At 56.9% G+C, this 23,907-nt stretch carries 21 protein-coding genes; 19 read left to right on the forward strand and 2 right to left on the reverse strand.

Features of this window, described 5'->3' with window-relative positions; all coding sequences use genetic code 11:
- Positions 1–4: 4 nt before the first annotated feature.
- Complete coding sequence (gene kup / locus ACMGG9_RS23440) at positions 5–1,873, reverse strand: low affinity potassium transporter Kup (RefSeq protein WP_213587979.1); 1,869 nt, start codon at positions 1,871–1,873, stop codon at positions 5–7.
- 283 nt (positions 1,874–2,156) lie between these two features.
- On the opposite strand from kup, the gene ravA reads away from it, so the two are divergent.
- Together ravA and viaA are read left to right on the forward strand one after the other, a co-directional pair.
- Entirely contained in the window at positions 2,157–3,665 is a 1,509-nt protein-coding gene (ravA, locus tag ACMGG9_RS23445; protein WP_414161752.1) for an ATPase RavA, read from the forward strand.
- A gap of 2 nt (positions 3,666–3,667) precedes the next feature.
- A complete protein-coding gene (gene viaA, locus ACMGG9_RS23450; protein WP_108682227.1) occupies positions 3,668–5,131 on the forward strand; it encodes an ATPase RavA stimulator ViaA in 1,464 nt (487 codons plus the stop codon).
- Between the two features lie 6 nt (positions 5,132–5,137).
- Here the strand turns inward: viaA and asnA are convergent, their stop codons facing one another.
- Positions 5,138–6,130 carry an aspartate--ammonia ligase gene (gene asnA, locus ACMGG9_RS23455; protein ID WP_033652329.1) on the reverse strand — a complete coding sequence of 331 codons (993 nt, stop codon included), beginning with the start codon at positions 6,128–6,130 and terminating at the stop codon, positions 5,138–5,140.
- 155 nt (positions 6,131–6,285) lie between these two features.
- Here asnA and asnC point away from each other — a divergent pair, with 155 nt between their 5' ends.
- The 17 genes from asnC to pstC all read left to right on the forward strand — a co-directional run bounded on the left by asnC (position 6,286) and on the right by pstC (position 23,906).
- Positions 6,286–6,747 (forward strand): transcriptional regulator AsnC, encoded by a 462-nt coding sequence (gene asnC / locus ACMGG9_RS23460; RefSeq protein ID WP_004933786.1) that lies wholly within the window; start codon positions 6,286–6,288, stop codon positions 6,745–6,747.
- 100 nt (positions 6,748–6,847) lie between these two features.
- Entirely contained in the window at positions 6,848–7,288 is a 441-nt protein-coding gene (gene mioC / locus ACMGG9_RS23465; RefSeq protein WP_015379470.1) for an FMN-binding protein MioC, read from the forward strand.
- A 380-nt stretch (positions 7,289–7,668) separates the two neighbouring features.
- Positions 7,669–9,558 (forward strand): tRNA uridine-5-carboxymethylaminomethyl(34) synthesis enzyme MnmG, encoded by a 1,890-nt coding sequence (mnmG, locus tag ACMGG9_RS23470; RefSeq protein ID WP_047573257.1) that lies wholly within the window; start codon positions 7,669–7,671, stop codon positions 9,556–9,558.
- 138 nt (positions 9,559–9,696) lie between these two features.
- Positions 9,697–10,317: a 16S rRNA (guanine(527)-N(7))-methyltransferase RsmG gene (gene rsmG, locus ACMGG9_RS23475; RefSeq protein WP_025304738.1), complete on the forward strand. Its 621-nt coding sequence runs from the start codon at positions 9,697–9,699 to the stop codon at positions 10,315–10,317.
- 639 nt (positions 10,318–10,956) lie between these two features.
- Positions 10,957–11,340: a F0F1 ATP synthase subunit I gene (gene atpI, locus ACMGG9_RS23480; protein WP_004933796.1), complete on the forward strand. Its 384-nt coding sequence runs from the start codon at positions 10,957–10,959 to the stop codon at positions 11,338–11,340.
- 22 nt (positions 11,341–11,362) lie between these two features.
- Entirely contained in the window at positions 11,363–12,142 is a 780-nt protein-coding gene (gene atpB, locus ACMGG9_RS23485) for a F0F1 ATP synthase subunit A (RefSeq protein WP_015376132.1), read from the forward strand.
- A gap of 49 nt (positions 12,143–12,191) precedes the next feature.
- The gene (atpE, locus tag ACMGG9_RS23490; protein WP_004093904.1) at positions 12,192–12,431 is read left to right on the forward strand and encodes a F0F1 ATP synthase subunit C; all 240 of its coding nucleotides are present in this window, start codon (positions 12,192–12,194) and stop codon (positions 12,429–12,431) included.
- Between the two features lie 57 nt (positions 12,432–12,488).
- Positions 12,489–12,959: a F0F1 ATP synthase subunit B gene (atpF, locus tag ACMGG9_RS23495; protein WP_004933804.1), complete on the forward strand. Its 471-nt coding sequence runs from the start codon at positions 12,489–12,491 to the stop codon at positions 12,957–12,959.
- Between the two features lie 14 nt (positions 12,960–12,973).
- A complete protein-coding gene (gene atpH, locus ACMGG9_RS23500; RefSeq protein WP_025160298.1) occupies positions 12,974–13,507 on the forward strand; it encodes a F0F1 ATP synthase subunit delta in 534 nt (177 codons plus the stop codon).
- Positions 13,508–13,519: 12 nt separating this feature from the next.
- On the forward strand, positions 13,520–15,061 hold the full coding sequence (gene atpA, locus ACMGG9_RS23505) for a F0F1 ATP synthase subunit alpha (protein WP_033652328.1): 1,542 nt from the start codon (positions 13,520–13,522) through the stop codon (positions 15,059–15,061).
- 59 nt (positions 15,062–15,120) lie between these two features.
- Complete coding sequence (gene atpG, locus ACMGG9_RS23510; RefSeq protein WP_004933811.1) at positions 15,121–15,984, forward strand: F0F1 ATP synthase subunit gamma; 864 nt, start codon at positions 15,121–15,123, stop codon at positions 15,982–15,984.
- Positions 15,985–16,016: 32 nt separating this feature from the next.
- Positions 16,017–17,399: a F0F1 ATP synthase subunit beta gene (gene atpD / locus ACMGG9_RS23515; RefSeq protein WP_004933813.1), complete on the forward strand. Its 1,383-nt coding sequence runs from the start codon at positions 16,017–16,019 to the stop codon at positions 17,397–17,399.
- A gap of 20 nt (positions 17,400–17,419) precedes the next feature.
- Positions 17,420–17,839: a F0F1 ATP synthase subunit epsilon gene (locus tag ACMGG9_RS23520; protein WP_004933814.1), complete on the forward strand. Its 420-nt coding sequence runs from the start codon at positions 17,420–17,422 to the stop codon at positions 17,837–17,839.
- Between the two features lie 289 nt (positions 17,840–18,128).
- Complete coding sequence (gene glmU / locus ACMGG9_RS23525) at positions 18,129–19,502, forward strand: bifunctional UDP-N-acetylglucosamine diphosphorylase/glucosamine-1-phosphate N-acetyltransferase GlmU (protein ID WP_147880977.1); 1,374 nt, start codon at positions 18,129–18,131, stop codon at positions 19,500–19,502.
- Positions 19,503–19,651: 149 nt separating this feature from the next.
- Positions 19,652–21,481: a glutamine--fructose-6-phosphate transaminase (isomerizing) gene (gene glmS / locus ACMGG9_RS23530; RefSeq protein ID WP_117188760.1), complete on the forward strand. Its 1,830-nt coding sequence runs from the start codon at positions 19,652–19,654 to the stop codon at positions 21,479–21,481.
- Positions 21,482–21,817: 336 nt separating this feature from the next.
- Positions 21,818–22,858, forward strand: a complete 1,041-nt coding sequence (pstS, locus tag ACMGG9_RS23535; protein ID WP_033645155.1) for a phosphate ABC transporter substrate-binding protein PstS — start codon at positions 21,818–21,820, stop codon at positions 22,856–22,858.
- Positions 22,859–22,949: 91 nt separating this feature from the next.
- The gene (gene pstC, locus ACMGG9_RS23540; protein ID WP_004933822.1) at positions 22,950–23,906 is read left to right on the forward strand and encodes a phosphate ABC transporter permease PstC; all 957 of its coding nucleotides are present in this window, start codon (positions 22,950–22,952) and stop codon (positions 23,904–23,906) included.
- The last annotated feature ends 1 nt before the right edge of the window (position 23,907 follow it).

A 23,907-nucleotide genomic window follows, 5' to 3' on the forward strand; every position in this document is an offset into this window, starting at 1 on the left:
CGGGTTAGATCTCGACCTGCGTGCCGAGCTCGATGACCCGGTTCGGCGGGATTTCGAACTGATCCGGCGCGCGCAGCGCATTGCGGCTCAGAGCAACGAACAGTTTGCCGCGCAGGTAGAGGTACCATGGCCGCTTGGTGAGGATCAGCGATTCATGGGACATGAAGAACGACGTCTCCGACATGCGGCACGGCAACCCTTCCAGCCCGCAGCGGTGGAACACTTCCTCCACGTTCGGCGTTTCGCGCCAGCCGTAGCTGGCCACCACCCGCCAGAAGGTCGGCGACAGCTGCTCGATGGTCACCCGGCGCACGTTGTGCACGTAAGGCGCATCCTCGGTGCGCAGCGTCAGCAGCACCACGCGTTCATGCAGCACTTTGTTGTGCTTCAGGTTATGCAGCAGCGCAAAAGGAATGACGTTGGTGGCGCGCGACAAGAAGACCGCGGTGCCCGGCACCCGTACCGGCGGCGATTTCTCCAGCGAGGCGATCATCGCCTCCAGCGAGTTGCCGTGCTCATGCAGACGGCGCAACAGGCGGAAACGCTCGCTCTTCCAGGTAGTCATAATGATGAACATCACCAGCGCCAGGGTCAGCGGCAGCCAGCCGCCGGAGAACAGCTTCAGGGCGTTGGCGGAGAACATCGGCACGTCGATGATCAGCAAGATGGTCACGATGCCGATCGCCAGGAAGCGGTTCCAGTGCCAGTTATTAATCGCCACCGAAGTGACCAGAATGCTGGTCAGCACCATGGTGCCGGTGACGGCGATGCCGTACGCCGCCGCCAGGTTGCTGGAGTGCTCGAAACCTATGATCACCAGCACCACCGAGATATACAGCGTCCAGTTGATCACCGGAATGTAGATCTGGCCGGATTCCATTTCCGAGGTGTGAATGATGCGCATCGGCGACAAATACCCCAGGCGCACCGCCTGGCGAGTCAGCGAGAAGACGCCGGAAATCACCGCCTGCGAGGCGATGACCGTTGCCAGGGTTGCCAGAATCAGCAGCGGGATCAGCGCCCAGTCGGGCGCCAGCAGGAAGAATGGGTTTTTGATCGCTTCAGGGTTTTTCAGCAGCAACGCCCCCTGGCCGAAGTAGTTGAGCACCAGCGAAGGCAGCACCACGGTGAACCAGGCCAGGCGGATCGGGAACTTGCCGAAGTGCCCCATGTCGGCATACAGCGCCTCAACGCCGGTGATCGACAGCACCACCGCCCCCAGCGCGAAGAACGACACCTTCTTATATTCCACAAAGAAGTTGAGCGCCCATTTGGGATTCAGCGCCTGCAGCACTTCCGGGTTCGAAATGATGCTGCGCGCGCCCAGCACCGCCAACACGATGAACCACAACAGCATTACCGGGGCGAACAACTTGCCGACGCTGCCGGTGCCGTGTTTTTGGATAACGAACAGCAGGGTCAGCACCAGAATCGAGAGCGGCACGATATAGGCGTCGAGCGCAGGCGCGGCGATTTCCAACCCCTCTATCGCCGACATCACCGAGATCGCCGGGGTGATCACCACCTCGCCATAGAAGAAGCTGCCGCCGATCAGGCCCAGTATCACCAGCACTGCGGTGGTGCGCGCCGAGGTATTGCGCCCGGCCAGCGACATCAGCGTCAAAATGCCGCCTTCGCCGGCGTTGTCCGCCCGCATCACGTAGGTGAGATATTTGAGGGAAACTATCACGATCAGCATCCAGAAAATCAGCGACAGGAAGCCGAAAACCACGTCTGGACGAACATCGAAGCCGTAATGGCCGGAGAAACACTCTCTCAACGTATAGAGAGGACTGGTGCCGATATCACCGTAGACCACGCCGATGGCAGCCAGGGTTACCGCCGATAGGGACTGCTTATGCTCTGCGCTCATAATTCGTTTCTTTATCAGAACATCCGTTAGCGATGCATCCGCATCAGGCAAAATACGGGCTCAAAGATCCGTCACGCCCACCAGAAAGCCGCACAGTATGCACCATTTATACGGCTTGCCTACCCTTATATCAGAGCCGAAAAATAAACAAAATGTGAACCGGATATCCGACTCAACTGAGAAAATTTTTACTAATCAATAAGCTATACCATTAAAAATAATGGTGGTTTATCATCGAATTATCGACCAAGATTGGCTAACTCTCGGACAATACGACGATTATATGACGCCATCATCCCTTCTGGCAGAACGAATTTCCCGCCTCAGCAGCGCGCTGGAGAGCGGCCTTTATGAGCGGCAAGAGGCGATCCGCCTGTGCCTGCTGGCGGCGCTGAGCGGCGAAAGCGTATTCTTGCTCGGCCCGCCCGGCATCGCCAAGAGCCTGATCGCGCGCCGGCTGAAGTTTGCCTTCCGCAACGCCCGCTCTTTTGAATACCTGATGACGCGCTTTTCCACGCCGGAAGAGGTCTTCGGCCCGCTCTCGATTCAGGCGCTGAAAGATGAAGGGCGCTATCAACGCCTGACCGCCGGCTATCTGCCGGAAGCGGAGATCGTGTTTCTGGACGAGATCTGGAAGGCCGGCCCGGCGATCCTCAACACCCTGCTGACGGCGATCAATGAACGGCGTTTTCGCAACGGCAACAGCGAAGAACCGATCCCGCTGCGCCTGCTGGTCACCGCTTCCAACGAACTGCCCGAAGCGGACAGCAGCCTCGAAGCCCTGTATGACCGCATGCTGATTCGCCTGTGGCTGGACAAGGTGCAGGATAAACAGAATTTCCGCTCGCTGCTGGTCAACCGCCAGAGCGAAAGCCAAAACCCGGTGCCGGCGGCGCTGAGCGTCAGCGACGAAGAGTTTCTGCAGTGGCAGCCGCAGATCGATAAGGTCGCGCTGCCGGAAGCCTGCTTTGAGCTGATTTTCCAACTGCGCCAGCGGCTGGACGCGCTGGAACAGGCGCCGTACGTCTCCGATCGGCGCTGGAAGAAAGCCCTGCGCCTGCTGCAGGCCTGCGCCTTCTTCAGCGGGCGCGACGCCATCGCCCCGCTCGATCTGATGCTGTTGAAAGACTGCCTGTGGCACGATCTCACCTCGCTGAAGCTGCTGCAACAGCAGATCGATCAACTGCTGACCGAATCGGCCTATCAGCAGCAGTCGATGTTGATCCAACTGCAACAGATCCATACCCGCTGGATGCAGGACCAGCAGCAACAAAGCGACCGACAGGCCATCAGCCTGGTGAAAAAAGGCGGGATGTTCAGCCGCAAACCGCAATACGCACCGGCCACACCGTTCGCCGGCGGCACCCTCACCCTGCTGCTGCAAAAACCGCTGCAGCTGCATGACATTCAGGTCAATCATCTGAGCATCGAAAGCAGCGCGCTGGACACCTGGCTGCAAAAAGGCGGCGACGTGCGCGCCAAGTTGAACGGCATCGGCTTCGCGCAGCCGATCGATTTGGACGTCGATGACCAACTGCACCTGACGGTGTTGGACGTCAGCCGCCAGCCGTCGCTGCTGGCGCTGCCGGGCAAACAGGCTACCGCTACGCCGCAGGCGCTGCTGGATGAAATGGACGCATTGGCCCAGCGCCTGGAGGAACAGCGCCGCGCCTTCAGCCAACATCAGCCCTGCCTGTTCACGTCCGCCGCCGGTCTGGCCAAGATCGAAGCCAGTCTGCTGCAGGTCGCGGAACAGGTTAAACAGCAACAGCAGCAAATGCGCGGCCAGTAACCATGCTCAGTCTGGAGACGCTCGATCTGCTGCTGGCGATCACCGAAGGCGAGATGATCGAGGAGATGATCGTCGGCATGCTGGCCGCGCCGCAGCTGTCGGTATTCTTTAAAAAGTTTCCGGCCCTACGGCGGGCGCTGGATCGCGATCTGCCGCGCTGGAAGCTGCAGCTAAAGGAGCGTTTGCAGGAGGCCATGGTGCCGCCGGCGCTGGCACAGGAATTTTACCGCTACCAACAGTGCCAGTTGGAGAACAATACCCAGTTCTATCACAACCTCAACGACACGATGGAGCTGCTGCGCCAGCTGGTTTCCCCGTTTTATGAACAGGCGCGCGCGCTGGTGGACGCCGCCGATCTGCCCAATCATCCGTTGGACGACAGTTTTCAAACGCTGTTTCTGCAGCGCTGGCGCATCAGCCTGACGCTACAGGCCACCATGTTGCACCACCAGCTGCTGGAACAAGAGCGCGAGCAGCTGATGGCGGAACTGCAGGAACGCCTGGCGCTGAGCGGCGCGCTGGAACCGCTGCTGTCGGAAAACGACACCGCCGCCGGCAGGCTGTGGGACATGAGCAAAGGCCAGCTGCAGCGCGGCGATTACCAGCGGCTGGTGGAGTACGGCAACTTTTTGCAGCAGCAGCCGGAGCTGAAAAAGCTGGCGCAGCAGCTGGGCCGCAGCTATCAGGCCAAGGCGGTGCCGCAACAGGACGCGCAGCCGGAGCCGTTCAGGGTCATGGTGCAGGTGCCGGCCACGCTGCCGGAAGAAGTGAGCGGCATTCATCAAAGCGACGACATTCTGCGCCTGCTGCCGCCGGAGCTGGCGACGCTGGGGATTGAAGAGCTGGAATTCGAGTTTTATCGCCGCCTGCTGGAAAAGCGACTGCTGAGCTACCGCCTGCAGGGCGACGTCTGGCAGGAACAGATCCTGATCCGTCAGGTCATCCACCAGCAGCAGGATCAGCAGCCGCGCGGGCCGTTTATCGTCTGCGTGGACACCTCAGGATCGATGGGCGGCTTCAACGAACAGTGCGCCAAGGCGTTCTGTCTGGCGCTGCTGCGCATTGCGCTGGCGGACAACCGCCGCTGCTACATCATGCTGTTCGCCAACCAGATCGTACATTACGAACTCACCGCCGCCAGCGGCATTGAGCAGGCAGTGCGTTTTCTCGGCCAGCAGTTTCGCGGCGGCACCGATCTGGCGGCCTGCCTGAACGCCACCGTCACCAAAATGGCGGAGAGCGGCTGGTTCGATGCCGATGCGGTGATCATTTCTGATTTTATCGCCCAGCGGTTGCCGGAGGAGGTAATAAAGAAGGTGAAACAGCAGCAGCAAAGCCACCAGCAGCGTTTCCACGCGGTGGCGATGTCCGCCTACGGCAAACCCGGCATCATGCGCATCTTCGATCACATCTGGCGCTTCGATACCGGGTTGAAAAGCCGGTTGATGCGCCGCTGGCGGCGCTAGGCAGAATCAGAGCAGGCCTTCAACCGCGCCGCGCACTTCCGGTGACCACACGCCGCACTGCACCTGGCCGATATGCGACAGCTGCAACAGCAACATCACCAAACGCGACTGACCGATGCCGCCGCCGATGGTCTGCGGCATATCGCCGCGCAGCAACGACTGATGCCATTCCAGCTTCATGCGATCTTCATCGCCGGTCAGCGCCAGCTGATGTTTCAGCGCCGTGGCGTCGACGCGGATGCCCATGGAAGAAAGCTCGAAAGCGTCCTGCAGCACCGGGTTCCACACCACGATATCGCCGTTCAGGCCCGCCAGGCCATCCGCCGTCGGCGTGGTCCAGTCATCATAATCCGGCGCACGCACATCGTGCGATTTGCCGTGCGACAGCTTGCCGCCGATGCCGATCAGGAACACCGCGCCCAATTCTTTGGCGATCGCCCGCTCACGCCCTTTGGCGTCCAGATCCGGATAGCGCTGCAGCAGGGTTTCGCTGTGCACGAAGTGGATCTGTTCCGGCAGGAACGGGGTCAGGCCATGCTCACGGCTGACTTCCGCTTCCGTCGCCTTGATCGCGGCGTAAATGCTGCGCACGGTACTTTTCAGATAGTCCAGACCGCGCTCACCGTCGCCCATCACCCGCTCCCAGTCCCACTGATCGACGTACACCGAGTGGATTGGCGTCAGGCGGTCTTCATCCGGGCGCAGCGCCTTCATATGGGTATACAGGCCTTCGCCGGCACCGAAATCGTAGCTGCCCAGGGTTTTGCGTTTCCATTTCGCCAGTGAGTGCACCACTTCGAAGGTGGCGTCCGGCAAAGTTTTGACTTTGACCTGCACCGCTTTCTCGCTGCCGGAGAGGTTATCCTGCGTGCCGTCGCCCAGGCGGCTAAGGATCGGGGCCTGCACTTCGATCAGACCGAGCTGCTGTTCCAGCTGGCGGGAGAAGAAGGATTTGACCTGGCTGATTTGTTGTTGTTTTTGGATAAACTGTTTTTTCATTGCCGTATCTCTTGTAAACCTGTCTCTGTTGCCATCGATTAAGCAACAAAACGATACGCCAATTCAATATCCGTTAATCAATATTGCCTTTTCACTTTTAATCGTTCATTTTTACCCGGACTGAATTCAACAATCGTTAATTAATGGGGGATTAAATGGCGGAAATTTATCAGATCGATAATCTCGATCGCGGCATCCTCAACGCCCTGATGGACAATGCGCGCACACCGTACGCCGAACTGGCAAAAAACTTCGCCGTCAGCCCCGGCACCATTCACGTGCGGGTGGAGAAGATGAAACAGGCCGGGATCATCACCGGCGCGCGTATCGACGTCAGTCCCAAACAGCTGGGCTACGACGTGTGCTGCTTTATCGGCATCATATTAAAGAGCGCCAAGGACTACCCTTCGGCACTGAAGAAGCTGGAAAGCCTGGAGGAAGTGGTGGAAGCCTATTACACCACCGGCCATTACAGCGTCTTTATTAAAGTGATGTGCCGCTCGATCGACGCGTTGCAACAGGTACTTATCAACAAGATCCAGACCATCGACGAGATCCAGTCCACCGAAACGCTGATCTCGCTGCAGAACCCCATTATGCGCACCATCGTGCCGTAACCCGCCAAATTGCATACCCACATTATCCACAGGTAGATCCCAGCCGATTCACAGCGTACAATGCAGCCACTTTGAGTGAGAAGGTTGGGATCGTTGGTTCATGGCAGACATTACTCTAATCAGTGGCAGTACGCTTGGCAGCGCCGAATACGTGGCTGAACATTTGGCTGAAAAGCTGGAAGACGCCGGCTTCTCTACCGAGATGCTGCACGGCCCTGAACTGGATGAACTGCCGTTGAACGGCCGCTGGCTGGTGGTCTCTTCCACGCACGGTGCCGGCGAACTACCGGATAACCTTCAGCCGCTGTTGGAACAGATCGCTGAGCAGCAGCCGGATCTTTCCGAGGTGCAGTTCGGCGCCGTCGGTTTAGGCAGTTCGGAATATGACACCTTCTGCGGTGCGATCAAACAGATCGACGATCTATTGATCGCCAGAGGCGCTAAAAGGATCGGCGATCGTCTCGAGATCGACGTGACCGAGCATGAAATTCCCGAGGATCCGGCCGAGGAATGGGTAAAAAACTGGATTAATTTACTCTAATTCGTCTAAAGATCGCGCGAACGATTGTGGATAACTAAGCTTAAAAGCAGGGTAAAAGCCGTAGTTATCCCAATAACAACCGTAGTGCGCTTTTTGTCCTGTGCATAACAAGCCTTTTAGATCCCAGCTTATCTGCGTCGGGATCACCGATCATTCACAGCAAACGATCCTCCTTAATCTGCTGATCTTCATCGTGAATAGTCACTTATCCACAGAGGATCGCGATCCTAATAAGAGATCTAATAAAGAGATCTTTAAATAAAAAAGATCTTCTTTTAATTACCGACGATCCTGACCACTTGGTCGATCGTCTAAACTTGAGTAGAATCCCCGACCCCAGGGCAAATACGATCGTTCGCAATACGGCGAGGTGCAGTTCCATGTTTTATCCAGATCAATTTGACGTCATCATCATCGGTGGTGGCCATGCAGGTACCGAGGCCGCCATGGCCGCGGCGCGCATGGGACGTCAGACTTTATTATTGACACACAATATCGACACGCTGGGACAGATGTCCTGTAACCCGGCGATTGGCGGTATTGGTAAAGGGCATCTGGTTAAGGAAATTGATGCGCTCGGCGGCCTGATGGCGACAGCGATCGACCATGCCGGCATCCAGTTTAGGATACTAAACGCCAGCAAAGGCCCTGCCGTTCGCGCCACTCGCGCTCAGGCGGATCGCGTGTTGTATCGCCAGGCTATCCGTACCGCGTTGGAGAACCAGCCCAATCTGATGATCTTCCAACAGCCGGTTGAGGATCTGATCGTCGAAAACGATCGCGTCGTGGGCGCCGTCACCCAAATGGGCCTGAAATTCCGCGCCAAAGCGGTGGTATTGACCGTAGGCACCTTCCTGGACGGCAAGATCCATATCGGCCTGGAAAATTACAGCGGCGGCCGCGCCGGGGATCCGCCTTCGATCTCGCTGTCTCAGCGTTTGCGTGAACTGCCGCTGCGCGTCAACCGCTTGAAAACCGGGACACCGCCACGCATCGACGCCCGCACTATCGATTTCAGCGTACTGGCGCCGCAACACGGCGATACGCCGGTGCCGGTATTCTCGTTCCTGGGCGATGCCAGCCAGCATCCGGAACAAATGGCGTGCTATATCACCCATACCAATGAAAAAACCCATGACGTGATCCGCAATAACCTCGATCGCAGCCCGATGTATGCCGGGATCATCGAAGGGATCGGCCCACGTTACTGCCCGTCGATCGAAGACAAGGTCATGCGTTTTGCCGATCGCAACGCGCACCAGATCTTCCTCGAGCCGGAAGGGCTGACCAGCAATGAGATTTACCCTAACGGGATCTCCACCAGCCTGCCGTTCGACGTGCAGATGCAGATCGTCCGTTCGATGGAAGGGATGCAAAACGCGCGTATTATTCGCCCTGGTTATGCTATCGAGTACGATTTCTTCGATCCGCGCGACCTGAAACCGACGCTGGAAAGCAAATTCATTCAGGGGCTGTTCTTTGCCGGCCAGATCAACGGCACCACCGGGTATGAAGAAGCCGCCGCACAGGGGCTGCTGGCCGGTCTGAACGCCGGTCGCTTCGCTGCCGAACAAGAAGGCTGGGCGCCACGTCGCGATCAGGCTTATCTCGGCGTGCTGGTGGACGACCTCAGCACCCTCGGCACCAAAGAACCGTACCGCATGTTTACCTCACGCGCCGAGTATCGTCTGATGCTGCGCGAAGACAACGCCGATCTCCGCCTGACGGAAAAAGGCCGTGAACTCGGCCTGGTGGACGACGTGCGTTGGGCGCGCTACAGCGAGAAGCTGGAGCGGATCGAACGTGAACGTCAGCGCCTGCGCGACATCTGGATGCACCCGCACGCCGAGAACGTCGAACAGGTCAATGCGTTGCTGAAAGCGCCGCTGTCACGCGAAGCAAACGGCGAAGAGCTGCTGCGCCGTCCGGAAATGGACTACGCGCTATTGACCGCTACCGAGGCCTTCGCGCCGCCGTTGGACGATGTACAAGCCGCCGAGCAGGTTGAGATCCAGGTCAAATACGAAGGCTACATCGCTCGCCAGCAGGAAGAGATCGAAAAACAGCAGCGCAACGAGAACACCGTGTTGCCGTTGGATCTCGACTACCGTCAGGTTTCGGGGTTGTCGAACGAAGTGATCGCCAAACTGAACGATCACAAACCGAACTCCATCGGCCAGGCTTCACGCATCTCCGGCATTACGCCGGCGGCGATCTCGATTTTGCTGATTTGGCTGAAAAAGCAGGGGCTGCTGCGCCGCAGCGCATAAATCCCGCATCCAGGCGGCCGTTTGCTCAACCCGTAGCCAAACGGCCGCTGACATCACCTGCGCGCTGAATTATCATAGGCGCCTCATTGCGCCAGCTAACCATCCGCTGGTCGTTCAGCGCCTGCCAGAGGATCCGTTGTGCAAAAAAAATTAGACTCGCTGCTCGCGGCAGCAGGCATTGAGCTGCCCGATCAGCAGAAACAGCAGTTGCTGGGCTATGTCGGCATGCTGGATAAGTGGAATAAGGCTTATAACCTCACGTCGGTGCGCGATCCGCAGCAAATGCTGGTGCGCCACATCCTCGACAGCATCGTGGTCAACCCGCATCTGCAGGGATCGCGTTTTATCGATGTCGGCACCGGCCCCGGTTTACCGGGCATTCCGCTGGCGATCGTGCGTCCGGATGCGCATTTCACGCTGCTCGACAGCCTGGGCAAGCGCGTGCGTTTCCTGCGCCAGGTGCAGCATGAACTGGGCCTGAACAATATCGAGCCGGTTCAGAGCCGCGTTGAAGCGTTTCCGGCCGAGCCGCCGTTCGACGGCGTGATCAGCCGGGCGTTCGCTTCGCTGCAGGATATGCTGTCCTGGTGCCATCACCTGCCGGCGAAAGGGCAGGGGCGTTTTTACGCATTGAAAGGCGTGCGCCCGGATGAAGAATTGGCGCACCTGCCGGAGGGCGTTAGCCTGGAGTCTATCGTGCGGTTGCAGGTGCCTGAACTGGAAGGCGAACGCCATCTGGTGGTGCTTAAGGCAAACTGAGTTTGTTTTTGATCAAACAAGCGTGAATTAACGGTAGTACGGCGTGTAAAGGTAAGCAGGCTAATTAGTTGGTCGCTTTTTTTAGTTAATTTACTTTCTATTAACACAAAAAGCGCGGCTAATTAGCGACAATAGAGTAATTGCAATTAGAAATAGTCACGTTAGCAATCATGTGCGAAAGAGTGGCCTTTGCTGCTAATGTTAATTGGCTGTTGGAATATTGCCCCGTTGCTTGTCAATAAAAGGTTTTCATCGGGTATACGGATTGTTTTTGAACAGTTAACTGATAATGTTTTGATTTATATAATCTTTTGATCGCTCAAATTGCTAAAGACGGTTTGATTGTCCATCGGCTATAAATCAGTGAAGGGCATTATTGTGATCGGCTTCGCGTTTCTAAACGCAACGCTGGAATAATCAGACAATTAAATGCGCCCTATTATTCCGACCGTTTTCTTGTGAAAATAGGCTGGAATAGGGAAATTTAAATAATTGTTCACCTTTTCGCTACTTATCGATTGAATTCGTTGGTATGCCCCGTATAATTTGCTCGTTTTTTGCTGCTTGACTCAGGACAGCAAAAACAGTTGTATACGTCACTCAGCATACCCCCTCTGGGGTACGGAGAGAACAAACGTCATGTCTGTGTCCCTATACAGCGGGAAAGTCGCACGCAAACTGCTGTTTTTGCAGTTAATGACTTTTGTTCTGATCAGCGTTGCTTTCTGGCTGAAAAGCCCGGAATGGAGCGCTTCGGCGTTGGCAGGCGGTCTCGCCGCCTGGTTGCCGAGTGCAATGTTTATGCTGTTTGCCTTGCGCCATCAGGCGCAAACGCCGGCGCCCGGTAGGGTTGCCTGGTCGTTCGCCATCGGCGAGGGGCTAAAGGTCGTGATCACCATCGTTTTGCTGATCGTGGCGCTGGGGGTGTTCAAGGCGGAGTTTATACCGCTTGGCCTGACCTATTTAGCGGTGTTAGTGGTGCAGATAGTGGCACCGGCCGTGATTAACAGTTACCGAACTTAACTAAATAAGGGTAAGAGGCATCATGTCTGCAGGAGAAGTCTTGACTCCACAGGAGTATATCGGTCACCACCTGACGCAGCTTCAGGTCGGGACTGGGTTCTGGTCGATCAACATCGACTCGATGTTTTTCTCCGTCGTCCTCGGGGCGCTTTTCCTGGTGATCTTCCGCAAAGTGGCCAAAAACGCCACCAGCGGCGTGCCGGGTAAACTGCAAACCGCCGTGGAGCTGGTAGTCGGTTTCGTCGACAGCAGCGTGCGCGACATGTACCACGGCAAGAGCAAGGTGATTGCGCCGCTGGCGCTGACCGTGTTCGTCTGGGTGTTCCTGATGAACCTGATGGACTTGCTGCCCATCGACTTCCTGCCTTACGTTGGCGAACACATCCTCGGCCTGCCTGCGCTGCGCGTAGTGCCTACCGCCGATGTGAACGTCACGCTGTCGATGGCGCTGGGCGTGTTTATCCTGATTCTGTTCTATAGCATCAAAATGAAAGGCGTTGGCGGGTTCGTTAAAGAGTTGACCATGCAGCCGTTCAACCACCCTGTATTCATTCCTATCAACCTGATTCTTGAAGGTGTCAGCCTGCTGTCCAAACCTGTTTCACTGGGTCTGCGACTGTTCGGCAACATGTATGCGGGTGAGTTGATCTTCATCCTGATTGCCGGCCTGTTGCCGTGGTGGTCACAGTGGGTCCTGAGCTTGCCTTGGGCTATCTTCCACATCCTGATCATTACGCTTCAAGCCTTTATTTTCATGGTTCTGACGATCGTCTATCTGTCGATGGCATCTGAAGAGCACTGATTTTCTTAAAACACTTGCACTTTTAAACTGAAACAAACTGGAGACTGTCATGGAAAACCTGAGTATGGATCTGCTGTACATGGCTGCCGCTGTGATGATGGGTTTAGCGGCAATCGGTGCTGCGATCGGTATCGGCATCCTGGGTGGTAAATTCTTGGAAGGCGCTGCTCGTCAGCCTGACCTGATTCCTCTGCTGCGTACACAGTTCTTTATCGTTATGGGTCTGGTCGACGCCATCCCGATGATCGCTGTAGGTCTGGGTCTGTACGTGATGTTCGCCGTCGCGTAAGTAGAGTAACCCTCTACGACGTAACCAAACTATTAACATTTAAAGAGGCATTGTGCTGTGAATCTTAACGCAACAATCCTCGGCCAGGCCATCGCGTTCGTTCTGTTTGTCTGGTTCTGCATGAAGTACGTATGGCCGCCGATCATGGCTGCCATCGAGAAACGTCAGAAAGAAATTGCTGACGGCCTCGCTTCTGCAGAGCGTGCCAAAAAAGATCTGGACTTAGCGCAAGCCAATGCGACCGACCAGCTGAAAACTGCCAAAGCAGAAGCTCAGGTGATCATCGAGCAAGCGAACAAACGCAAAGCTCAGATCATGGATGAAGCGAAAGCCGAAGCCGAGCAGGAACGTAACAAAATCGTGGCGCAGGCTCAGGCTGAGATCGAAGCCGAACGTAAGCGCGCTCGTGAAGAGTTGCGTAAGCAAGTCGCGATGCTGGCAATTGCCGGCGCCGAGAAGATCATCGAACGTTCCGTGGATGAAGCTGCTAACAGCGACATCGTTGATAAACTGGTCGCTGAACTGTAAGGAGGGAGGGGCTGATGTCTGAATTTGTAACTGTAGCTCGCCCCTACGCCAAAGCAGCTTTTGACTTTGCCGTTGAGCACCAAAGCGTAGAGCGCTGGCAGGACATGCTGGCGTTTGCGGCTGAAGTCACTCGCAATGAACAGATTTCTGAACTGCTGTCTGGCGCGGTTGCGCCAGAAACGCTGTCCAAGACGTTCATCGCGGTTTGTGGCGATCGGCTCGACGAACATGGCCAGAACTTTATCCGTGTAATGGCCGAAAATGGACGTTTACTGGTTCTTCCTGCCGTGCTGCAGCAGTTCATCGAACTGCGCGCCTCGCTGGAATCCACCGTCGAAGTCGAAGTGCTCTCTGCGAGCGCGCTGAGCGACGAACAGCAGGCGAAAATCGCCGCTGCGATGGAAAAACGTCTGTCACGCAAAGTTAAGCTGAATTGCAAAATTGACAAGTCTGTACTGGCCGGCATCGTTGTTCGCGCCGGCGATATGGTGATTGATGGCAGCGTTCGCGGTCGTCTTGAACGCCTGACAGACGTCTTGCAGTCTTAAGGGGACTGGAGCATGCAACTGAATTCCACCGAAATCAGCGAACTGATCAAGCAGCGCATTGCTCAGTTCAATGTAGTGAGCGAAGCTCACAATGAAGGTACTATCGTTTCCGTCAGCGACGGGATCATCCGCGTACACGGCCTGGCCGAAGTTATGCAGGGCGAAATGATCGCGCTGCCTGGCAACCGTTACGCAATCGCATTGAACCTGGAGCGCGACTCCGTTGGTGCCGTGGTCATGGGTCCGTACGCGGATCTGGCCGAAGGCATGAAGGTTAAATGCACCGGCCGTATCCTGGAAGTTCCAGTCGGTCGTGGTCTGCTGGGCCGCGTCGTTAACACCCTGGGCGCGCCAATCGACGGCAAAGGCCCGATTGAAAACGACGGTTTCTCTCCGGTAGAAGCTATCGCCCCAGGCGTTATCGAGCGTCAGTCCGTTGATCAGCCGGTTCAGACTGGCTACAAATCCGTTGACGCCATGATTCCAATCGGCCGCGGCCAGCGTGAGCTGGTGATCGGTGACCGTCAGACCGGTAAAACCGCGCTGGCGATCGATGCGATCATCAACCAACGCGACTCCGGCATCAAATGCGTTTACGTGGCTATCGGCCAGAAAGCGTCCACCATCGCTAACGTGGTGCGCAAACTGGAAGAGCACGGCGCACTGGCCAACACCATCGTGGTGGTGGCGACCGCTTCCGAATCCGCTGCACTGCAATACCTGGCGCCATACGCCGGTTGCGCAATGGGCGAATACTTCCGTGACCGCGGTGAAGATGCGCTGATCGTGTACGATGACCTGTCCAAACAGGCCGTTGCTTACCGCCAGATTTCCCTGCTGCTTCGTCGTCCGCCAGGTCGTGAAGCTTACCCAGGCGACGTATTCTACCTGCACTCCCGCTTGCTGGAGCGTGCAGCGCGCGTTAACGCCGAGTACGTTGAAGCCTTCACCAAAGGTGAAGTTAAAGGTAAAACCGGTTCACTGACCGCTCTGCCGATCATTGAAACCCAGGCGGGTGACGTTTCCGCGTTCGTTCCGACCAACGTAATCTCGATTACCGATGGTCAGATCTTCCTGGAATCCAACCTGTTCAACTCAGGTATTCGTCCGGCAGTTAACCCGGGTATCTCCGTATCCCGTGTTGGTGGCGCCGCGCAGACCAAGATCATGAAGAAACTGTCCGGTGGTATCCGTACCGCCCTGGCGCAGTATCGTGAACTGGCTGCGTTCTCCCAGTTCGCCTCCGATCTGGACGACGCGACCCGCAAACAGCTGAGCCACGGTCAGAAAGTGACCGAGCTGCTGAAACAGAAACAGTATGCGCCGATGTCGGTTGCACAACAGTCTCTGGTGCTGTTTGCCGCAGAACGCGGTTACCTGAACGACGTCGAAGTCGCCAAAGTGGTGAGCTTCGAAGCCGCGCTGGTGGCCTATGCGGACCGCGAGCACGCCGAACTGCTGAACCACATCAACCAAACTGGCAACTTCAATGATGAGATCGAGGGCAAGTTGAAAGACGTCCTCGAGACCTTCAAGAAAACCCAGTCCTGGTAACGCCGAACGGTCCTGCTGTTGAAAGACAGCAGGCCGTCTGGCACTGAGGAGAAGCAGAGATGGCCGGCGCAAAAGAGATACGTAGTAAGATCGCTAGCGTGCAAAACACGCAAAAGATCACTAAAGCGATGGAAATGGTCGCCGCCTCCAAAATGCGTAAATCGCAGGATCGCATGGCGGCCAGCCGTCCTTATGCAGAGACCATGCGCAAAGTGATTGGTCACCTTGCGTTAGGGAATCTGGAGTACAAGCACCCGTACCTGGATGAGCGTGACGTTAAGCGCGTTGGGTATCTGGTGGTGTCTACTGACCGTGGTCTCTGCGGCGGCTTGAACATCAACCTGTTCAAAAAGCTGCTGGCGGAGATGAAAGCCTGGTCCGAAAAAGGCGTCGAAACCGATTTGGCGCTGATTGGCTCTAAAGCGGCCTCTTTCTTTGGTTCCGTGGGCGGCAACGTGGTTGCCCAGGTGACCGGCATGGGGGATAAACCTTCCCTGTCGGATCTGATCGGGCCGGTGAAAGTGATGCTGCAGGCCTACGACGAAGGTCGTTTGGACAAGCTGTACATTGTCAGCAACAAATTTGTTAATACGATGTCCCAAGAGCCGCAAGTGCTTCAGCTGCTGCCGTTACCGCCAGCCGATGACGAAGAGCTGAAGAAAACGCCTTGGGATTACCTGTATGAACCGGATCCAAAAGTGCTGCTTGATACCTTGCTGCGCCGCTATGTGGAGTCGCAGGTTTATCAGGGCGTCGTGGAAAACCTGGCCAGCGAGCAGGCCGCACGAATGGTCGCGATGAAAGCCGCAACCGATAACGGCGGTAGCCTGATCAAAGAGCTGCAGTTGGTATACAACAAGGCGCGTCAGGCCAGCATCACTCAGGAACTCACCGAGATCGTTTCGGGAGCCTCCGCGGTTTAAGCTAGGTTTACGAATTACGTAGAGGATTCAAGATGGCTACTGGAAAGATTATCCAGGTAATCGGCGCCGTGGTGGACGTCGAGTTCCCTCAGGATGCCGTACCAAAAGTGTACGATGCCCTTGAGGTAGAAAACGGCACCGAAAAACTGGTGTTGGAAGTTCAGCAACAGCTGGGCGGTGGCGTGGTTCGCTGTATCGCAATGGGGACCTCCGACGGTCTGCGTCGCGGTCTGAAAGTGAACAACCTGGACCACCCGATTGAAGTGCCGGTGGGTAAAGCTACCCTGGGTCGTATCATGAACGTATTGGGTCAACCCATCGACATGAAAGGCGACATCGGCGAAGAAGAGCGTTGGGCGATTCACCGCGCGGCGCCAAGCTACGAAGAGCTGTCCAGCTCTCAGGAACTGCTGGAAACCGGTATCAAGGTAATGGACCTGATTTGTCCATTCGCCAAGGGCGGTAAAGTCGGTCTGTTCGGCGGTGCGGGCGTAGGTAAAACCGTAAACATGATGGAGCTGATCCGTAACATCGCGATCGAGCACTCCGGTTATTCCGTGTTTGCGGGCGTGGGCGAGCGTACTCGTGAGGGTAACGACTTCTACCACGAAATGACCGACTCCAACGTTCTGGACAAAGTATCCCTGGTTTACGGCCAGATGAACGAGCCACCAGGTAACCGTCTGCGCGTTGCGCTGACCGGTCTGACCATGGCGGAGAAATTCCGTGACGAAGGCCGTGACGTTCTGCTGTTCGTTGACAACATCTACCGTTATACCCTGGCCGGTACCGAAGTGTCCGCACTTCTGGGCCGTATGCCATCCGCGGTAGGTTATCAGCCGACGCTGGCGGAAGAGATGGGCGTTCTGCAAGAACGTATCACCTCGACCAAGACCGGTTCCATCACTTCCGTACAGGCCGTTTACGTTCCTGCGGATGACTTGACTGACCCGTCTCCAGCCACCACCTTTGCGCACTTGGACGCAACCGTGGTACTGAGCCGTAACATCGCTTCTCTGGGTATCTACCCGGCCGTTGACCCGCTGGATTCCACCAGCCGTCAGCTGGATCCGCTGGTCGTTGGCCAGGAGCACTACGACGTAGCGCGTGGCGTGCAGTCCATTCTGCAGCGCTACCAGGAACTGAAAGATATCATCGCGATCCTGGGTATGGACGAGCTGTCTGAAGAAGACAAACTGGTCGTATCCCGTGCGCGTAAGATCCAACGCTTCCTGTCTCAGCCGTTCTTCGTGGCAGAAGTCTTCACCGGTTCTCCGGGCAAGTTCGTATCGCTGAAAGACACCATCCGTGGTTTCAAAGGCATTATGGACGGCGACTATGACCACCTGCCGGAGCAGGCGTTCTACATGGTTGGCACCATTGAAGAAGCAGTGGAAAAAGCCAAGAAACTGTAACGCCTTGAGAGGAGGGTGATATGGCTATGACTTACCATCTGGATGTAGTCAGCGCGGAAAAACAGATGTTTTCCGGCCTGGTGCAGAAGATCCAGGTGACAGGCAGCGAAGGTGAACTGGGGATCTTCCCTGGCCATGCGCCGCTGCTGACTGCCATCAAGCCTGGCATGGTGCGTATTGTTAAGCAGCACGGTGAAGAAGAGTTCATTTACCTGTCCGGCGGCATCCTCGAGGTGCAGCCGAGCGTGGTTACCGTGCTGGCGGACACTGCTATCCGTGGTACTGACCTCGACGAAGCGAGAGCGTTGGAAGCTAAGCGTAAAGCTGAAGAACACATTCGCAGCTCTCATGGCGATGTCGACTATGCTCAGGCATCCGCTGAACTGGCGAAAGCGATCGCAAAACTGCGCGTTATCGAGCTCACCAGAAAAGCGATGTAATGTTTGGGTGCAGAGCACCCAACTTTAAGAAAGCGGCCTATAGGGTCGCTTTTTTTTACTTTAAAATAAGCATTTCAGCCCGGCGTACAGAGTGGTGTATAACCCCTGATATCGGGAAAGAAACGTCGCCGATCGCCGACAGTTTTTTCGTCCCAGCGTCGAATTGGCCGCGATAGCGGCAGGCCAAGGCCCACGCGGCCTGCGCCGGGTTCGTGCAGAGAAATATGTAGTAATATCGCCGCTAAACGGTTTTACTTTCGTCTATCAAAATGGAGTTATCAGGTTGCTTATGTCGAACAGCGCAATGAGCGTGGTTATCCTCGCCGCGGGCAAGGGAACACGCATGTATTCCGATCTTCCCAAGGTCTTACATCCGTTGGCCGGCAAGCCGATGGTGCAACACGTCATTGATGCCGCGATGAAACTGGGCGCGCAACATGTACACCTGGTATACGGCCACGGCGGCGATCTGCTGAAAAGCACGCTGACCAAGGGCGCGCTGAACTGGGTGCTGCAGGCCGAGCAATTGGGTACCGGCCATGCGATGCAGCAGGCGGCGCCGCATTTTGCCGACGATGAAGACGTATTGATGCTGTATGGCGACGTGCCGTTGATCTCCGTGGATACGCTGCAGCGCCTGTTGGCGGCCAAGCCGCAGGGCGGCATCGGCCTGCTGACGGTCAAGCTGGACGACCCGAGCGGCTATGGCCGCATCGTGCGCGAGCAGGGTGACGTGGTGGGCATCGTCGAACACAAGGACGCCAGCGAAGCGCAGCGTCAGATCAATGAGATCAATACCGGCATCCTGGTGGCGAATGGGCGCGATCTGAAGCGCTGGCTGGGGATGTTGAACAACGACAACGCTCAGGGCGAGTTTTACATCACCGATATCATTGCGTTGGCGCATGCCGACGGCAAGAAAATCGAAGCCGTGCACCCGTCGCGTTTGAGCGAAGTGGAAGGCGTGAACAACCGTCTGCAGCTGGCGACCCTGGAGCGCGTGTTCCAGTCGGAACAGTCTGAAAAACTGCTGCTGGCCGGCGTAATGCTGTTGGATCCGGCGCGTTTCGACCTGCGCGGTGAACTTGTTCACGGCCGCGACATCACTATTGATGCGAATGTGATTATCGAAGGTCACGTCAAGCTGGGCGACCGGGTGAAAATCGGCGCCGGCTGCGTGCTGAAAAACTGCGTGATCGGTGATGACTGCGAGATCAGCCCTTACAGCGTACTGGAAGACAGCGTGCTGGAAGCCGACTGCACCGTGGGGCCGTTCGCCCGCCTGCGCCCTGGCGCGGAGCTGGCAACAGGGGCCCACGTCGGTAACTTCGTGGAAATGAAAAAGGCGCGTTTGGGCAAAGGCTCCAAGGCCGGTCACCTCAGCTACCTGGGCGATGCCGACATTGGCGATGACGTGAATATCGGCGCCGGCACAATCACCTGCAATTACGATGGCGCCAACAAGCACAAGACGCTGATCGGTGATGGCGTGTTCGTCGGTTCCGATACTCAGCTGGTGGCGCCGGTGTCGGTCGGCAAAGGCTCCACCATTGCCGCCGGTACCACGGTGACGCGAGATATCGCCGAAAACGAACTGGTCCTGAGCCGCGTCAAGCAGGTGCACATTCAGGGCTGGCAGCGCCCGGTGAAGAAGAAGCCATAGTGTGTTTTGCGTTGGGCTCTATTCACGAGCCCAATACAAAACATAATAACCCCACCATCTACAGGCTCGGGGACGCACGGTAAAACCGGCAAAAATCAGGTCAAGGCATCGAAAACGTCCACGAAGGACGTTCATTAGGAATACAACTGATGTGTGGAATTGTAGGCGCAGTAGCGCAACGTGATATCGCAGAAATTCTGTTGGAAGGTTTACGCCGTCTCGAGTACCGCGGTTATGACTCCGCCGGTCTGGCGGTGGTCGACTCGCAGGGTAACGTCAGTCGCCTGCGCCGCGTAGGCAAGGTGCAAAAACTGGCCGAAGCGGCGGAGCAGACCGATCTGCACGGCGGCACCGGCATCGCTCACACCCGTTGGGCAACGCACGGTGAACCGACCGAGGCGAACGCGCACCCGCATGTTTCCGACTACATTACCGTGGTGCATAACGGCATCATCGAAAACCACGAGCCGCTGCGCGAACTGCTGATCGAACGCGGTTACCGCTTCAACTCTGAAACCGACACCGAAGTGATCGCGCACCTGGTGCACTGGGAACAGCTGCAGGGCGGTACGCTGCTCGACGTGGTTCAGCGCGTGATCCCACAGCTGCGCGGCGCTTACGGCACCGTGGTGATGGACAGCCGCGATCCGAGCGTATTGGTCGCGGCGCGCTCCGGCAGCCCGCTGGTTATCGGCCGCGGCGTCGGGGAAAACTTCATCGCTTCCGATCAGCTGGCGTTGCTGCCGGTCACCCGCCGCTTCATCTTCCTGGAAGAAGGCGATGTGGTGGAGGTGACTCGCCGCACCGTCAACATCTTCGACAAACAGGGTAACGCCATCGAGCGCCCTGAGATCGAGTCCCAGGTGCAGTATGACGCCGGCGACAAGGGCGCTTACCGCCACTACATGCAAAAAGAGATTTACGAACAGCCGCTGGCGCTGAAAAACACCCTGGAAGGGCGTTTCAGTCATGGCCAAATCAACCTGAGCGAGCTGGGCCCGCACGCCGACGAGCTGCTGGCCAAGGTGCAGCACGTGCAGATCATCGCCTGCGGGACGTCTTACCACTCCGGGATGGTGGCGCGTTACTGGTTCGAAGCGCTGGCCGGCGTGCCGTGCGATGTCGAGATCGCGTCCGAATTCCGTTACCGCAAATCGGCGGTGCGTCCGGGCAGCCTGATCATCACCCTGTCGCAGTCCGGCGAAACCGCCGACACGTTAGCGGCGCTGCGTCTGTCCAAAGAGCTGGGTTATCTCGGTTCGCTGGCCGTTTGTAACGTTGCGGGGTCTTCGCTGGTGCGCGAATCCGATTTGGCGTTGATGACCAAAGCGGGCACGGAAATCGGCGTTGCTTCGACCAAAGCCTTTACCACGCAGCTCACCGTGTTGTTGATGCTGGTGGCGCGCCTGGGCCGTCTGAAAGGCATGGCGGAAAGCGTGGAGCAGGAGATTGTGCACGGCCTGCAGGCGCTGCCGGCGCGTATTGAGCAGATGCTGTCGATGGATAAAGAAATCGAAGCGCTGGCGGAAGGTTTCTCGGACAAACATCATGCGCTGTTCCTCGGCCGCGGCGATCAGTACCCGATCGCCATGGAAGGGGCACTGAAGCTGAAAGAGATCTCCTATATTCACGCTGAAGCCTATGCGGCGGGTGAGTTGAAACACGGCCCGCTGGCGCTGATCGACGCCGATATGCCAGTGATCGTGGTGGCGCCGAACAACGAACTGCTGGAAAAGCTGAAGTCCAACATTGAAGAAGTGCGCGCGCGCGGCGGTCAGCTGTACGTGTTCGCCGATCAGGACGCCGGCTTCGTCAGCAGCGAAGGCATGACCATCATTCCTCTGCCGCACGTTGAGGAAATCGTGGCGCCGATCTTCTACACCGTGCCGTTGCAGCTGCTGTCTTACCATGTGGCGCTGATCAAGGGCACCGACGTTGACCAGCCGCGCAACCTGGCGAAGTCTGTCACCGTAGAGTAATTTGCCGCAGGTAAACTGCAAAAGCCGGCCTTCGCGCCGGCTTTTTTCATGAGCGACCTTAAAGATGACAGCGCGACCGATTCGGCGATAAACATTGTCATATTCAAGCGGATAGGCCGTGCCCAAACGGTTTTTTTGTTGTTTGGCAATTGCGCTATTTTTGATTTAATTTATTGATTTTTAAATAAACAAACCCCATTCAAATGCACTGTAATATAACTGTCATATTGCGTACATTTTTCTGTCACCAAACTGTCCTATTTTCCCTCCTGCAGCAATACTTACTCTGATTAAAACGACTCGACGTCGATTTTAAGTATCCCATTAGGAGGGATTATGAAACTGATGCGTACCACCGTCGCCAGTATTGTGGCAGCGACCTTCTCCCTGACCGCCGTGTCCGCGTTCGCTGCTGCCAGCCTGACCGGTGCAGGTGCGACATTCCCCGCTCCGGTTTACGCCAAGTGGGCAGATTCTTATCAGAAAGAAACCGGCAACAAAGTTAACTATCAGGGCATCGGCTCCTCTGGCGGCGTGAAGCAAATCGTGGCCAACACCGTTGACTTTGGCGCTTCCGACGCCCCGCTGTCTGACGACAAACTGGCGGCCGATGGCCTGTTCCAGTTCCCGACCGTGATCGGCGGCGTGGTGCTGGCTGTGAATATCCCGGGCATCAAATCCGGCGAACTGACGCTGGACGGTAAAACCCTGGGCGATATCTACCTGGGCAACGTCAAAAAGTGGAACGATCCGGCTATCACCAAGCTGAACCCAGGCGTGAAATTGCCTGACCAGAACATCGCCGTGGTGCGTCGCGCCGACGGTTCCGGCACCTCGTTCGTGTTCACCAGCTACCTGTCCAAGGTGAACGCGCAGTGGAAAGAGAAGATCGGCGCCGGTTCTACCGTTAACTGGCCGACCGGTCTGGGCGGCAAAGGCAACGACGGCATCGCCGCCTTCGTTCAGCGTCTGCCTGGCTCTATCGGCTACGTAGAATACGCTTACGCTAAGCAGAACAACCTGGCTTACACCAAGCTGGTGTCCGCCGACGGCAAACCGGTCAGCCCGACCGAAGAGAGCTTCAGCAACGCCGCCAAGGGTGCGGATTGGAGCAAAACCTTCGCTCAGGATCTGACTGACCAGAAAGGCGACAACGTGTGGCCAATCACCTCCACCACCTTCATCCTGGTGCATAAAGAGCAGAAAAACCCTGCTCAGGGCGCCGAAGTGCTGAAGTTCTTCGACTGGGCCTACAAAACTGGCGGCAAGCAGGCTAACGAACTGGATTACGCCACCCTGCCGAAAGAAGTGGTTGAGCAGGTGCGTGCGGCCTGGAAAACCAACGTAAAAGACAGTTCAGGTAAAGCGCTGTACTAACAACGCAGGGGCGCGGGTTCGCCGCGCCCCACACAGTTCTTCAGGCTCCGATCCCGGTTGGGGCTGCCAGGGTTCAAACAGAGAGTAATCTATGGCTGAGTACAAGCCGACCATCAAAGCACCGGGCAAAAACGGTGACATCATTTTCAGCGCGCTGGTGAGACTGGCTGCGCTGATTACCCTATTGTTGCTGGGCGGCATCATCGTTTCGCTGATCTTCGCCTCCTGGCCAAGCATGCAGAAATTTGGCTTCGCCTTCCTGTGGACCAAAGAGTGGGATGCGCCGGCGGAGCAGTTCGGCGCGCTGGTGCCTATCTACGGCACCGTGGTCACCTCGCTCATTGCGCTGATTATCGCCGTGCCGGTGAGTTTCGGCATCGCGCTGTTCCTGACCGAACTGGCGCCGAACTGGTTGAAGCGGCCGCTGGGCATCGCCATTGAGCTGCTGGCGGCCATCCCGAGCATCGTCTACGGCATGTGGGGCCTGTTCGTGTTCGCCCCGCTGTTCGCCGAATATTTCCAGACGCCGGTGGGCGAAGTGCTGTCGGGCATTCCTATCGTCGGCGAGCTGTTCTCCGGCCCGGCCTTCGGCATCGGCATTCTGGCCGCCGGGGTTATCCTGGCTATCATGATCATTCCTTACATCGCCGCGGTGATGCGTGACGTGTTCGAACAGACGCCGGTAATGATGAAAGAGTCGGCCTACGGCATCGGCTGCACCACCTGGGAAGTCATCTGGCGCATCGTGCTGCCGTTCACCAAAAACGGCGTCATCGGCGGCGTGATGCTGGGTCTGGGCCGAGCGCTGGGGGAGACCATGGCGGTAACCTTTATCATCGGCAACACCTACCAGCTCGACAGCGCTTCGCTGTATATGCCGGGCAACAGCATCACCTCGGCGCTGGCCAACGAATTCGCCGAAGCCGAGTCCGGCGTGCACACCGCCGCACTGATGGAGCTGGGCCTGATTCTGTTTGTTATCACCTTTATCGTGCTGGCGCTGTCGAAACTGATGATCATGCGTCTGGCCAAGAATGAGGGGCGTTAAC

The sequence above is a fragment of the Serratia sp. BNK-10 genome, assembly GCF_047456065.1.
GTDB lineage: Bacteria > Pseudomonadota > Gammaproteobacteria > Enterobacterales > Enterobacteriaceae > Serratia > Serratia ureilytica.